The 15,018-nt window shown below is 35.9% G+C and carries 11 protein-coding genes; 7 read left to right on the top strand and 4 right to left on the bottom strand.

Going from position 1 to position 15,018, the window contains the following annotated elements; translation table 11 throughout:
• Nucleotide 1: 1 nt before the first annotated feature.
• From ACQUQZ_RS15620 to ACQUQZ_RS15650, 7 genes are all read left to right on the top strand, one after another.
• On the top strand, nt 2-1,003 hold the full coding sequence (locus ACQUQZ_RS15620; RefSeq protein ID WP_435355955.1) for a 4-hydroxyproline epimerase: 1,002 nt from the start codon (nt 2-4) through the stop codon (nt 1,001-1,003).
• Between the two features lie 15 nt (nt 1,004-1,018).
• A complete protein-coding gene (locus tag ACQUQZ_RS15625; protein ID WP_435355956.1) occupies nt 1,019-2,308 on the top strand; it encodes an NAD(P)/FAD-dependent oxidoreductase in 1,290 nt (429 codons plus the stop codon).
• An 87-nt stretch (nt 2,309-2,395) separates the two neighbouring features.
• Complete coding sequence (locus ACQUQZ_RS15630) at nt 2,396-3,568, top strand: aminotransferase class V-fold PLP-dependent enzyme (RefSeq protein ID WP_435355957.1); 1,173 nt, start codon at nt 2,396-2,398, stop codon at nt 3,566-3,568.
• 439 nt (nt 3,569-4,007) lie between these two features.
• Entirely contained in the window at nt 4,008-5,840 is a 1,833-nt protein-coding gene (locus ACQUQZ_RS15635) for a tetratricopeptide repeat-containing sensor histidine kinase (protein WP_435355958.1), read from the top strand.
• Nucleotides 5,841-5,843: 3 nt separating this feature from the next.
• Nucleotides 5,844-6,575, top strand: coding sequence for a LytR/AlgR family response regulator transcription factor (locus ACQUQZ_RS15640; protein WP_435355959.1), 732 nt, complete (start codon nt 5,844-5,846; stop codon nt 6,573-6,575).
• A 200-nt stretch (nt 6,576-6,775) separates the two neighbouring features.
• Nucleotides 6,776-7,105, top strand: a complete 330-nt coding sequence (locus tag ACQUQZ_RS15645; RefSeq protein ID WP_435355960.1) for a LytR/AlgR family response regulator transcription factor — start codon at nt 6,776-6,778, stop codon at nt 7,103-7,105.
• Nucleotides 7,106-7,146: 41 nt separating this feature from the next.
• A complete protein-coding gene (locus tag ACQUQZ_RS15650) occupies nt 7,147-9,603 on the top strand; it encodes an immunoglobulin domain-containing protein (RefSeq protein ID WP_435355961.1) in 2,457 nt (818 codons plus the stop codon).
• Between the two features lie 83 nt (nt 9,604-9,686).
• Here ACQUQZ_RS15650 and ACQUQZ_RS15655 read toward each other — a convergent pair whose 3' ends face one another.
• The 4 genes from ACQUQZ_RS15655 to ACQUQZ_RS15670 all read right to left on the bottom strand — a co-directional run bounded on the left by ACQUQZ_RS15655 (nt 9,687) and on the right by ACQUQZ_RS15670 (nt 14,953).
• Nucleotides 9,687-10,715 carry an LLM class flavin-dependent oxidoreductase gene (locus tag ACQUQZ_RS15655; protein ID WP_435355962.1) on the bottom strand — a complete coding sequence of 343 codons (1,029 nt, stop codon included), beginning with the start codon at nt 10,713-10,715 and terminating at the stop codon, nt 9,687-9,689.
• A 4-nt stretch (nt 10,716-10,719) separates the two neighbouring features.
• Nucleotides 10,720-11,754, bottom strand: a complete 1,035-nt coding sequence (gene hemH / locus ACQUQZ_RS15660) for a ferrochelatase (protein WP_435355963.1) — start codon at nt 11,752-11,754, stop codon at nt 10,720-10,722.
• 81 nt (nt 11,755-11,835) lie between these two features.
• Entirely contained in the window at nt 11,836-12,603 is a 768-nt protein-coding gene (locus ACQUQZ_RS15665; protein WP_435355964.1) for a hypothetical protein, read from the bottom strand.
• Between the two features lie 457 nt (nt 12,604-13,060).
• Nucleotides 13,061-14,953, bottom strand: coding sequence for an amidophosphoribosyltransferase (locus ACQUQZ_RS15670; RefSeq protein ID WP_435355965.1), 1,893 nt, complete (start codon nt 14,951-14,953; stop codon nt 13,061-13,063).
• Nucleotides 14,954-15,018 lie beyond the last annotated feature (65 nt).

A 15,018-nucleotide genomic window follows, 5' to 3' on the forward strand; every position in this document is an offset into this window, starting at 1 on the left:
CATGAATAAATCATTCTTTTGCATAGATGCCCATACTTGTGGGAATCCAGTTCGTTTGGTAGCTGGTGGAGGGCCAAATTTAGAAGGTAAAAATATGTCTGAAAAACGTCAGCATTTTCTGCGTGAATATGACTGGATTCGTAAAGGTTTAATGTTTGAGCCACGAGGACACGACATGATGTCGGGAAGTATTTTATACCCACCACATGACCCACAAAACGATGTAGCAGTTTTATTTATCGAAACATCGGGTTGCCTTCCTATGTGCGGACATGGGACGATTGGCACAATTACAATTGCTATTGAACACGGGCTTATTCAACCCAAAAAGCCAGGTTTTGTGCGAATGGAAGCACCTGCGGGCTTAGTTATGATAGAATATAAACAAGAAGGCAATAAAGTAAAATCGGTAAAGTTAACCAATGTTGCTTCATTTTTAGCGGCTGAAAATATTGAAGTTGAATGTCCAGATTTGGGGACTTTGAAAGTTGATGTTGCTTACGGTGGAAATTTCTATGCAATTGTGGATGTACAGGAGAATTTTGCAGGTTTGGAAAATTACCGAGCTGATCAATTAATCACATGGGCAAAAGTTTTGCGTGAAAGAATCAATGAAAAACATACTTTTATCCATCCTGAAAATCCAACGATTAATGGTCTTAGCCATATTGAATGGACAGGAAAAGTGATTGATCCAACATCAACCGCTCGAAATGCAGTTTTCTACGGAGATAAAGCCATCGACCGCTCACCTTGCGGTACAGGAACTTCGGCACGTATGGCTCAATGGGCAGCTAAAGGTAAACTCAAACAAGGCGATGAATTTATTCACGAAAGTATTATTGGAAGTAAGTTTATCGGTAGAATTGAAGGCACAACTAAAGTTGGAGAGTTTGATGCAATTTATCCAAGCATCGAAGGTTGGGCAAGGATTTATGGCAATAATACTATCACTATTGACGACCAAGACGACCCTTATGCGTTTGGGTTTCAGGTGATTTAATTAACAAATATAAAAATGAAAACAACCATCATAGGTAGCGGAGTAATTGGCTTATTTTCAGCCTATTACCTCAATAAACAAGGATACGAAGTGACAATTATCGAACGCTCAAATGGCGATGATAGTTGCTCAATGGGCAATGCAGGTATGATTGTTCCAAGTCATTTTATTCCATTGGCAGTTCCTGGAATGATTGAAAAAGGTATTCGATGGATGTTTAATGCTGAAAGTCCATTTTATGTAAAACCCCGCTTAAATCTCGACTTAATTTCTTGGGGTTTGAAATTTTATCAAGCTGCTAACAAAAAGCAAGTCGAACAAGCCATGCCAGCACTTCGAGATATTAGTTTGTTAAGCAAAGCTTTATATCAAGATTTGGCAAAAACCGCAGATTTCGATTTTGCTTTTGAAGAAAAAGGCTTGATGATGCTATGCAAAACCCAGCATACTTTTGAAGAGGAAGTTGAAGTGGCACACCAAGCCAACGAACTTGGTTTAAAAACTAAAATTCTTTCTACCAAAGAATTACACGAATTTGAACCAGAAGTAAAGCCCGATGTAGCAGGAGCTGTTTTTTATGAGGGTGATGCTCATTTGTATCCAAATCAATTAGTAAAAAACCTAAAAAAACACCTCGAAAACAAAGGGGTAAAATTCCTCTACAATACTGAAGTAACAGGCTTTGAATTTGAAAAAAATGAGATAAAAAGTATTAAAATAAAACAATCAGTAGGCGAAGCAACTCAGAATCGCACGGCGAACCGTTCAGAACTCAAAACTCAGAACTTAATCATCGCTACTGGCTCATGGTCTCCGCTCTTAGCTGATATGCTCAACATCGGTTTGCCGATGCAAGCTGGAAAGGGTTATAGTGTAACTTATGAGCAAAACGAAGGCAAAAAACTCAATATCCCATCAATTTTGTTGGAAGCGAGAGTAGCTATCACACCCATGTCTGATAACCTAATTCGCTTTGGCGGAACAATGGAAATTGGGGGCTTGAATGATGAAATTAATATGAATCGTGTGCGAGGAATAATCAAATCAGTGCCAAATTACTTTCCTGATTATCAGATAGCTGTGCCACAAAAAGAACAGGTTTGGTATGGTTTACGCCCATGCTCGCCTGACGGCTTACCTTATATTGGCCGAACTAACAAATATAAAAATCTTGTAATAGCATCTGGTCATGCCATGATGGGTCTGAGCCTTGCTCCTGCCACTGGCAAATTAGTACAAGAGATTATTGAAAATCAAAAAAATAGTATAGACATTGGTCTTTACAAACCCGAAAGGTATGATTAATTTGATTATTTTTGTAGCATGATATACTGTGGCACACTTTGAAGTGTGCCACAGTTGTTTACTAATCATCATCTGCAAACAAAAAATATGATTTTAAACAACCAAAAACATCTATTCTCAATCGAAGATGGTGTTACCTATCTAAATGGTGCGGCCTACTCTCCTACCCTAAAAAGTTCGGTCGAACGAGGGATTGAGGGAATTCAGCTAAAAGCTTCACATACACACCTCATCAAAGGTAGCGACCATTTTACTCTACCTCAGAAAGTACAAAAACTTTTTGCTCAGCTCATTAACGAGCCTGATTATGAGCGAATTGCCGTTATATCATCTGTTTCTTATGGAATGGCGGTTGTTGCCAATAATTTTCATCGACTCCCTCATCTTTCAACTAAAAAACATATTATTCAGATTCAAGATGAGTTTCCGAATAATGTTTATGCTTTTGACCGTATTTGTCAAAAACATAATTTAACCTACAAAACAATCGCCAAACCTGATATTCTTGAAAATCGTGGTGGTCTTTGGAATCATGCAATTTTGGAAGGTATCAATGCAGAAACGGCAATGGTTGTCATGCCAAATATCCATTGGATATACGGAGTAAAGTTTGATTTGGAAGCTATTTCGAAACGTTGTAAAGAAGTAGGTGCATTGTTGGTAATTGATGGCACTCAATCAGTGGGGATTCTTGATTTTGATATTCAGAAAATTCAGCCAGATGCCCTTATTTGTGCAGGTTATAAATGGCTTTTGGGCCCATACAGCATCGGGGTAGCATATTTTGGAGAGTTTTTTGATGAAGGTGTACCCGTTGAAGAATCTTGGATGCATCGAGCCGAAAGCGATAATTTTGCTCAACTGATACGTTACGAGCGAGCTTACAGGCCTAAAGCCCAACGCTACAATATGGGAGAACATACGCAGTTTATTCAAGTACCGATGCTGGAAGATTCACTTACTCAAATCTTAAATTGGGGCGTTATAAATATGCAAAACTACTGTGCTGAAATCATCAAAAAACCCTTAAAAGCACTTCAAGAGTTAGGTTGTTGGGCTGAAGATTCAACAAACAGAGCTAATCATTTATTGGGTATTTCCTTACCACAATCAATTAATAATCAAACTTTTACAGAAAAACTTTCGGCCAATAAAATTTTTGTTTCTAATCGAGGGGTTGCCATTCGTGTTTCGCAAAATGTCTATAATTCCGAAGTGGATTTATGGGCTTTAGTTGAGGTATTGAAGGGAGTTTTATAAAACCTATTTACTAAGATTCAAGAGTAGATTCATATAAAGCAGAGAATTTTATTTAATTTACAATTATTATCTAAACTCAGTTTATTTGAGAGGCTTATGTAAAGCTATTGTAAATTAAATAGCTAAAACTTCGTTCTTGCAACAATAAGCTAAGTTTTGACCCAATAGACTAAATGATTGGTCAAAAGGACAAACATACAAAACTTCTTATCTCCTACCTTTGAATCAACCTTTTAGTATTTTTCTTTTTCAAAATCATTAAGAAGAATCAACTAAAATCAATCATTGCAATGCAATTTTGATGAAATAAATGATATAAAAATGTTGGTTCATTTTACGGATAAATTAACTTCCAAAAAAGTAAGATTCTGTGAAAGCTATTTATAAAAAGTTTTGTCTAATTTACACAGAAAAAATATTCAAAAAACACAGATTATTCATGAGAAAATATGTTCTATTCGTTTTTTTCATCTTTCAATCTGTATTTACTGTAAATGCACAGTCAATATCACTAAAAGACAGTCTTTTACAACTGCTAAAAAAACTTCCTAATGATACGAATCGGGTAATAGTACTTAATGAACTTGGTTTTGAATATCGACATACCAAGCCAGACTCGACCTATATATTAGCTCAACAAGCCGTTGAATTAGCACAAAAACTTAAATTTTTAGGTGGAGAAGCTCGGGCTTTGGGTACCAAAGCTGCTGCTTTTAAGTTTTTAGGCGATTATGCAAAATCTTTGAAAATGTATAATCAAGCATTTGAATTAAACTCAAAATTGGGTGATGATTACCGAAAAACGGTTATTCTAAACAATAAAGCCGACCTCTTTATGCAGCAAGGCGATTGGCCAAAAGCATTAAAAACCATGAAGGAGTGTTTTGTGATTTATAATACACTCCCCAACCCTCCAGCGGGCTCAAAACCTGTGTATTTTTCCAACATGGGTGAATGTTTTTTAAATTTGAATCAATTAGACTCAGCCAAATTCTATTTCACCCAAGCCTTGCCATTGGCAGAGGCAACTAAAGAAAGTATATTAACAACCATTTACTATTTGTTGGGGGATATGGCTTTAGCCGAAAACAATCTTAAGCAAGCCTACTCATTTTACAAAAAAAGCATAAGCAATGCCGTCACTGAAAATAGGTTTTCTGATTTGTTTGAAAGCTCTATTAGAATGGCAAAATTATTTCAAAAAACGAAAAAGTCAGACTCGGCTTTATATTTTGCAAAACAGTCATTAGTTTTTGCTCAAAAAGGAGCTTATTTGGGTGGAATATTGAAAAGTAGTGAATATTTAGCGAAATTGTATAAGGGCAAAAACGATACTGAAGCCTTGAAATACTATACCATTGCAGTAACTGCAAAAGACAGTTTATACAGCCAAGACAAAGTTCGTCAATTACTTTCCATCAATTTCGAAGAAAAAGAAAAAGCTCAACAAATAGAAGCGGAAAATATTCTTAATAAAAATAAAATCAGGCTTTCGATTCTTATTGGCATAATAACTATCATGATAGGTATTGCCTTAATATTGTATAAGAATAACAAACAAAAACAACAAGCCAATAAAATATTAAAAGATAAAAATGAAGAAATAGAAGAAACTGTAGCACAGCTTAAAGCTACACAAGTATCATTGAGAGCCAAAAACGCCGAAAATGAGTTGCTCTTGAAAGAAATTCACCACCGAGTAAAAAATAATTTGGAAGTCGTAGCAAGCTTAATAGCACTACAATCTGCCAAAATTAATGACCCTGAAATACAAGATGCGATGCTTGCGAGTCAAAATCGAGTACAAAGTATGGGAATTCTACACCAAAAGCTTTATCAAAGTGAACATTTGGGCTTTATCGAAATGAAAAACTACTTTCAAAATCTTTCTGAAAATATACTCGATTCTTATAACCAAACCGATAGAATTGAAGTTGATATTAACATGGAAGAAATCGAATTAGATGTTGATACTGCTGTTTCTGTGGGTTTGATAATCAATGAATTACTCACAAATTCCTTAAAATATGCCTTCCCGAATGAGAAAAAAGGCAATATAAAATTAAGCTTAGAAAATTTAGATAAAGATAATTTAAGTTTGAAAATTAGCGATAATGGCATTGGTAAAAGCCCGAATACAAAAACAATTGGTACGGGTTTTGGCACTCAATTGGTAGAATTACTTACTCGCCAAATTGAAGGAAGTTTTCATGAAAAAAATGATAATGGCACGATGATTTCAATTAATTTTAAACGTCAAAAAGCAACTTAAACTATGCAAAGTCCACTCAAAATATTAATTATTGAAGACGAAATGTTGATTGCAGCCAACTTAGCGAATCAGTTAGAATCTTTTGGTTATGAAATAATTGGAATAATTCCAAGAGGCGAAGAAGCAATAAAAGTAGTTCAAAATGAGAAACCTGATTTGGTGTTGATGGATATTAATTTAAAAGGAGAATTGGATGGTATAGACACTGCAAAAAAACTACAACAAGAAGTACCAATTCCAATTATTTACTTGACAGCTAATAGTGACGATGCCCATTTTAATCGAGCAAAAGAAACCAATCCTTATGCTTTTATATCAAAACCTTTCAAAAAAATAGATTTACAACGGTCTTTAGAATTGGCAGCTGTACGAATCTTACAAGAAAATAGTGAGCCAAAAGTCGAACAAAATGTTTTTAAATTAGAAGACCGAATTTTTGTAAAACAAAACGACCTCATGTGCAAAATTCTCATTGCCGACATACTCTATCTTGAAGCCGACCGCAATTATTGTCAAGTTTTTACGAAAGACAAAAACTATCTTTTGGTAAATACTCTTAAAAATATGGAAGAAAAGTTGCCAACTAAGAGTTTCCAAAGAGTTCATCGTTCATATATCGTAAATCTCAAAGAAATCAATGAGTTTAACCATAATAACATCACCATCGGTAATAAAATTTTACCTTTAAGCAAAGAACTACGACCAGAATTATTGGCAAAACTACAAACTATTTAAGCCTTTTTTACCTTTCTTTCACCCCTTTTAGATTCTCGAAATCTATAAGGTTTTTTACTACTCGTCTTCGGTAAATAATTCAATACTTTCGGACAGTTTCTAACGGTCTTCGTCCATGATGTATTTCCAAAATAAACTTTTTGGGATAGTTTAGTGAAATGTTGTGGGTTTCTCAATTCAGACGAACAAGCATCAAAACCATGAAAACTAATAAGCTCATTCACCTCGGCAGTAGAAAGAATATCTCGCCAGCTAATATTCTGATGCTTAAATCAGACAGCAATTATACCATCATTTATTTGAATGATGGTAGTAAAATTATGTCATCTACTACTTTAGGAATAATCGAAAAACGTTTGAAAGATTTTGGTTTTTTCCGACCCAATCGCTCAACCATTTTTAATCTTGAATTTATGGCTGACTATGAAAATAAAGCCCAATCGGGCTATGGAAGGATTTCACTAAAAAACAATGAAAAAATAGCTCTTTCAAGAAGAAAAAGTGAAGCTTTTTTAAAAATTTTTCAGTAGAAACTCAAACTCTCAAACTATTCTCCCAAATAATAACTACTATGAAAAGATATTTTGTAAAAAACATTTTTGGCATCATTACAATTTTATTCATACTACTTAACACAGTAACAAGTTTTAGTCAATGGATTCAACCCTTGGGTATAAATGGAGCGGTTGGCACCCTCAAAGTAACCAGTTCAGGTGGTAGTGTGGCTGGAAATAATACTTATTATGGCTCAGCCAACTTTGGTACTAATGACATTATACAAGCAGCAAACAATGGATGGATAGGGAATACCTTAAATGCTCTGGGTCCATTTTCCCGATTCAAAGCCACCGCTGGCAAACCCGTCACGATTAGTGTTGAATTCAATCTAAATATGTACGCACCATATTTTGATTCGCACATTACCAATTACCAAAATCTATCAGGAGGAATAGGGAAAAATGAGCAAAATTATGCCTATGATGCCTATATTAACCTACCTTTTGTTGAATTTATTAATGAACCCAGAACTTACAAATATCAAGGCACTTATACTTTTACAAACGCTCGTTCGCAAGCATGGTTAGTATTTGGTTTTGAAATTCAACAAAATAACGGTTTACAACAATACACTATGGTATTACCTTTTATCGTAGATGGCGTAAAAGAGCCAAATGTACCATTAGTTTTGAACGATTCAGGGCAGCCACGAATCATTACCCAACCATCACTACCAGTTACTGTACTTCATGCTCCTCCAGGCGACCAAAGTTATAGCAAGTTTGAAATAAACAAAACATCTTGCCAATCTGTAGAAAATAGTATTACAGAAAGTTTGGCCAATACAGGTAGTGGTTCGGTCAAACTTGGATTCAAAGGTAGTGTTGGCTTTGTCGCTACGATTGATATTGAAGCATATGTTGAATTTACAGCGTCTGTAACGGCAGGAAGCTCGAATGTAAGGATGAAAAATACTGAAACCTGTATATCCTCCACGACAGGATTTGGAGCAACACCAGGTTCGGGTGAAGATATATTTATATGTGAAGGACTTGATTTTAATTATGCCGTCTATGATTTATTGGTCATTGACCCATCCTCCAATTACGGTACCTATGTGAAAAAGGGGCTTGCTATGGTACCCATTGATAACTCCAAAAGGCTCAATTTCTTTACACGTAGTGGTATTATAAATGAAATTAATTCACTTGCGTTAGATACCCTTAATAACGCCCTTAGCCTAAAGCAACGAATAGATGCAAAGAATCAATTGAGTGTTTGGAAGCAACTCATAGCCATCAATGATGCCAATGTTGCTAATGCAACTATACCAAATCCTGACTATGGTCTAATAAATCTATCAGGTGGAGCTCCTTATTTAGATCGAACCACCAGCGTAAGTACCAGTCAAACCAACACAATTATAGTAGATAATTATATTGAAGGGAATGTTGGTGTACAAGCCGTTGTAAATATTGGAGGCTCTGGGTTTTCACTTGGCTATAATTTACGCACCAGCAAAAGTTATGGACAAACCAATAGTGCCACAAGCAGCAATACTCAAACCATGACTATGCACTTAGAAGATAACGATCCAGGAGATTTGTTAAAAATTAATATCTACCGTGACCCTATGTTTGGTACACCGCTATTTAAGTTACAAAGTGGTAGTAGAACCTCATGCCCTTACGAAAGTGGCTATCAAAGAGACCAACCTCGCTTAGAAATCGTTGGTAGCAATCAAAGCAATATCACGATTCCGAATGTAACTTTGGGAACTCCAGCTTCGTTTCAAATCAAACTTTGTAATAATAATACTACCGAAGAGCGTACTTACAATTTGGGCTTTGTGCCGCAGACAAATTTAAACGATTTATTGATTTCGGCCGCAGGAAGTACAGGTTCTCAATTTGGTCCTTTCACAGTACCTGCCAATAGTTGTAAAGTACAGAACTACGATGTAAATATTGCGAGAAGATTTCCATCCAGTAATGTAAATTTTTCAAATCTTGAACTTGAATTATACTCAGCTTGTGAGCCGAGCATCAAATCAAGTATTATTGCCAATGTTAGTTTTGCTGCACCGCCAGCAGCCGTTGTAACCACTAATAACACCGCTATTTGCTCTGGTTCATCAGTTACATTGACAGCAACCTGCCCAGTCAATTATACCACCAATTGGTACACCTCATTTACAGGCGGTTTCGTAGTAGCGAGTGGAAGTAGCGTAAGCCTAAACCCAACAGTCAATACAGTGTATTATGTTGGTTGTGAAAGTACCAATCACTTGCCTCCAAGAGTTGCGAGTAAATTGGTTTTAGTAGGCACACCTTCTACCGTATTAAATTTAACTACAAATTTTACAACAAGTACCTTACAAATAGCCAATACAACCATCACAGCGAGCAATAAAATATTCTCGCCTGCAAGTGTAACTTATAAAGCAGGAAATTCACTGACTTTTAATCCAGGTTTTGAAGCCAAAAGTGGATCAAATTTTATGGCAAGGATTGGTGGGTGTGGGAATTGATAGAAGTAATAATATTTTCTAAATAAAAAGCAGCCTTATTTTGAAATAAATAAGGCTGCTTTTAGATATTTTTATTTAAAAAATTAATTCTTCCGATTAACAATCGGTGATACTTTTGTACCAATTAATTCAATAGCCTTCATTAATTTTTCGTGAGTCAGACCTGCATTATCCATCTGGAATGTCACCCTTGTGATTCCGCCGAGTGCCTCGCTGTGACGAAGTATTTTCTCAGCAACTTCTTCTGGATTGCCAATTAAAAATGCACCTAACTCACCAGTTTGTGAGTCGAAATGTGAACGCCTAACTGGTGGCCATCCTCTCTCTTTACCAATATTGGTAAACATTTCGGCATAACCTGGATAAAATTCTTCATGGGCATCTTCAGTAGTTTCAGCTACATAGCCTAATGAATGTAAGCCTACTTGCAATTGATCGAGAGAATATCCTGCTTTCAAACCTGCATTTCGATACAGGTCAATTAATGGTCTGAAACGGTGCGTTTCTCCACCAATAATGGCAACCATTAAGGGTAATCCCAACATTCCTGCACGAACAAATGACTGTGGTGTACCTCCTACACCAATCCAAATTGGTAATTTTTCTTGCAGAGGTCTCGGATAAATTGCTTGATTATAAAGTGCTGGGCGGAATTTTCCTTTCCAACTTAAAACCTCATTCTCTCTAATTTTTAGTAAAAGATCTAATTTTTCCGTAAAAAGCTCGTCATAATCTTCTAATCTCAGACCAAATAACGGAAAAGCATCAGTAAATGAGCCTCGACCAACAACCATTTCGGCACGGCCCTGTGAAATTAAATCAAGTGTAGCAAAATTCTGAAATGCTCTTACAGGGTCAATGGCACTAAGTACCGTTACAGCACTTGTCAATTTTATACGTTTTGTACGGGCAGCAGCAGCAGCTAAAATCATTGTTGGAGCCGAGTCAAGAAATTCTTTACGATGGTGTTCACCAATGCCAAAAACATCAAGACCAACTACATCCGCTCTTTCTATTCTTTCCAATAACTCTCTTATTGCCTGTTCACTACTTATTGTTTCACCTTGGTTGTTTTTCAAAACCGCCGCAAAACTATCAATTCCTATTTCCATTTTTCTATGCAATTACCCCTTGTTTTTCTTTAACCAAATCAACCAATAATTCAATCCAAGCATCAGAATCATTCAAGCTTTCTACTAATTGCCAATGTTCACCACCATTTTCTTCAAATAATTCTTTGTATTCCTCTCCTACTTCAAGAGTAGTTTCTAAACAATCTGCTACAAAAGCTGGTGAAAATGCCAAAACTTTCTTAATACCTTTCTTGGCTAAATCTTTAACCACATCTTCAGTATAAGGCTGAATCCAAGTTTCTCTGCCTAATCTTGATTGAAAACAAGTTGTATATGTTCCTTCTTTCAAGCCTAATTCTTTGACTAAAAGGCGAGTTGTTTCAAAACATTCAGCACGATAACAATGCTGATTCATGTCAGTGATTGAGTCACAGCAAGAACCAAGTTTACAAGTGTTTCCAGTGCAATCTCCTTTGCGAATCTGTCGAGCAGGAATTCCGTGATAACTAAAAATCACATGTTCATAATCCTGAGCATCCAGATGTTTTTTGCCCATTTCGGCAAAAGCATTGGTGAATTTTGGGTGATTATAAAAATAATTTAAAAACTTAATTTCGGGAATTACTTGCCACTTAGTTATAATCCGCATAACTTCCTCATAAACCGAACCCGTTGTAGCCGAGGCATATTGCGGGAAGAATGGAATCACAATGATATTATTCAATCCCATTTGCTGAAAAGCTTTCAAACCGGACTCAATACTTGGACTTTGATAACGCATTGCCAATTTCACAACGTATTCATCTCCCAAGGCTGCTTGAAGTTGTTTTTCATTTGCTTCTCCATAGATTTTTAATGGTGAGCCTTTTTCTGTCCATAATTCTTGATAAATTTTGGCAGATTTTGGCGAACGAAATGGTGCAATAATCAGATTCACCAACATCCAGCGAGGAATAGTAGGATAATCAATCACTCGACCATCCATCAAAAATTCTCGCAGATATTTCCTTACATCTGGTACACTCGGACTATCGGGCGTACCTAAATTTACTATCAAAACACCAGTTTTTCCAACCATTTTTCTTAGAATGTGGAATTTTGAATTGGGAATGTAGAATTCTGCATTAAATTCCTCATTCCTAATTCCAAACCCCTAATTTTACAATTCAAGTTTATCTTTTTTCTTATTAAAATCTTTTGCTTTGCTAAAATCTGGCTTTTTGAAATCTGTATAAATTGATTCTGGTAAAGCCTCAAAAACTTTGATTTCTGTCAAATCACGATCACCACGCTCACCTGAAAGAATGATTTTTCCATAAGGCTTATATTCAGTCCATGGGCGAGTAAATCCAGGCTTTTCATCAGTTGACTTTGCAAAGTATGACCATTGCGTCATTAAGTTTGTATCTTTCTCAACCAAAATTTTATACATATTGTTTGGTGTATTGCCAACTTCTTTGAAAGTCATTTGTAATAGATACGCATCTTTACCTGCATCGGTTTTTGCTTCTCCAAGATATTTTAATGTTACACCGTTATCTCTCAATTTAAATGGCATTGTCAACCAATACGAATCATTTATCCAAGCACCTTTGCCTTGTTTCATGTATTTTTTTAATGAATCAGCATTGGTTTGTTCAGCTCCATACTTAAAAAGTTTGCCTGTTTCGGTATTGATGTTCATTAAAATCACCGAGTTGTCACGCAAATTATCAATTCTTACATTACCAGTCCATTTGTCCCAAGTGAGTCTTCTTGCACCGAAAAAATTCCATGTGATATGACGAGTTTCGTCCCAAGCTTTCTTGCCACCCATCGCTTCCATTACTTTATCAGCAATTTCAATAGCTTTGGGGTCAGATGCTTCTTGAGCTCTAAGATTTAGCGTAGATAATGCTAAAATGCAGAAAATAATTACTTTTTTCATTAAATTTATATTAAAGGGTTGAAAGATATTAGGCATAAATTTTGCTTGATTTAATGTGTCCCGCTGATACATTTTCAAGAAATTTCAAGTGTTACCGTATAATAAATTTTTCAACAAATTTATTAAATAAAATTTTGCGAATATTCGCTTTTTGTATTAAATTTGCTAAACTAAAATGTACAAAACTCCAAATAATAACATGAAAACTTCTACAATCTCGTCGACAAGTACTATGCCAATTTCTAATGAAACAGTAAATCTCCTTGATTTGTTAAGAGTAATAGGCATGCAAGAAGTTACCAATAATGTTTTTAGCATACCAACGAAGAAGAAAAAATAATACCAATGACGAGGTACGAATGTCGAATTATGAGTAACGAATAACGATTGGCGAATTCATCAATCGTCATCTCTGCGAAAAATTCATTCGTCAATCGTTATTCGTACCTCGTCATTCTCAATAAGCTCTCACCAATTTTCCTTCCATAAAATTCACAAAAGCACGGTTGACCACTCGATTACCTCCACGAGTTGGGTAATTTCCTGTGAAATACCAGTCACCCGTATGATTTGGACATGCTTTATGTAAGTTTTCAACGGTTTGATAAATCATCGAAACTTCAGCTTTCATATTTTCAGGTGTTACAATTTCAGCAATTTTCTGAGAAATTTCTTCGTCAGTAAATTTATCGTACAATTGTTTTACGAAGTTTTCCTCATAAGCATTATCGGTTTGTAATGCTCCCACACTTTGGGCATAAACCTCATGTTTCATATATTCAATGCCATTTTTACGCAATAAATCAAGCATTGCTCTAAATGCCACAAATTCTTTCATCTTCGACATATCAATACCATAACAGTCAGGATAACGTATTTGCGGTGCAGATGAAACGATAATAATTCGTTTTGGACTCAAACGGTCGAGCATTTTCAAAATGCTTTTCTCTAAAGTTGTCCCTCTCACAATTGAATCATCAATCAAAACTACGGTATCAATGCCTTTACGAATCACTTCATAAGTCATCTCATATACATGAGATACCATCTCATCTCGTTCGTCGTCATTGGTAATAAAAGTACGCAATTTCACATCTTTTGAAACCAATTTCTCAATTCTCGGACGGAAAGAGAGCACTCGTTTGATTTCGTCTGGAGCTAAATTATCTTGTGTAATTCTTCTTAAACGCCAATCGGCTAAATACTGCTCCAAACCTTCTACCATACCAAAGAAAGCAGTTTCGGCAGTATTTGGAATATAAGAAAAAACGGTATTTTCGAGGTCGTAATCAATTTCTTCTAAAATTTGTGGAATCAACAAACGACCCAATTGTTTGCGTTCTTCATAAATTTGAGGATCAGAGCCACGAGAGAAATAAATACGCTCAAAACTACAAGATTTCTTTTCTAAAGGTTTCATAATCTGAAACTCATTGTACTCGCCATGTTTGTCGATAATTAAAGCGTGACCAGGTTGAACTTCTTTAATGTCATCATAATTGGCATTGAAAGCTGCTTTAATGGCTGTTTTTTCAGAAGCCACAATCACAACTTCATCATCGGCCCAATAGTATGCAGGACGAATACCTGATGGGTCACGTACCACAAATGAAGCTCCAAATCCTGTTACTCCAGCCATTGCGTAGCCTCCATCAAAATCACGGCAAGCACGGTGAAGCACACGTGGCAAATCCATGTTATCTTCAATGATGTCAGACAAAGCAGGATTTTCATAAATACCTTTGAAACGGTCGAAAACTCTTTGATTTTCTTCATCCAAAAAGTGCCCAATTTTTTCCATTACCGTGACAGTATCGCCCAAATCTTTGGGATGCTGTCCAAGTTTTACCAATTTATGGAAAAGTTCATCGGCGTTGGTCATATTGAAATTCCCTGCTACCAACATATTTCTACTACGCCAGTTACTTTGACGAAGCATCGGATGGCAATTTTCAATTTCGTTTTTACCATGTGTTCCATATCGAAGATGCCCCAACCATACTTCACCTGAGTAAGCAAGGTTTTCTTGTAGCCATTTGGCATCTTTGAATTTATCAGGATTATTTCGTAATACCTCCTTATATTTCTCATTGATTTTATTGAAAATGTCAGTAATCGGACGATTTTCAACAGAACGATAACGGCTAATATAACGATGGCCTGGTGGCACATCTAATTTTACATTACCAACACCTGCACCATCTTGCCCACGATTTGATTGTTTTTCCATCAAAACGTAAAGACGCTTAATGCCATAAAGAGGTGTGCCGTATTTATCAATATAGTATTGGAGTGGTTTGCGAAGACGAACAAGGGCAATGCCACATTCGTGTTTAATTGCGTCGCTCATTTGGAGTTTTTTGGAGATTTTATAATACAAAGTTGTGAAGAATATAGGAGCGTTACAATGTTTTT

The sequence above is a fragment of the Emticicia sp. SJ17W-69 genome (assembly GCF_051209875.1).
Classification (GTDB): Bacteria; Bacteroidota; Bacteroidia; order Cytophagales; family Spirosomataceae; genus Emticicia.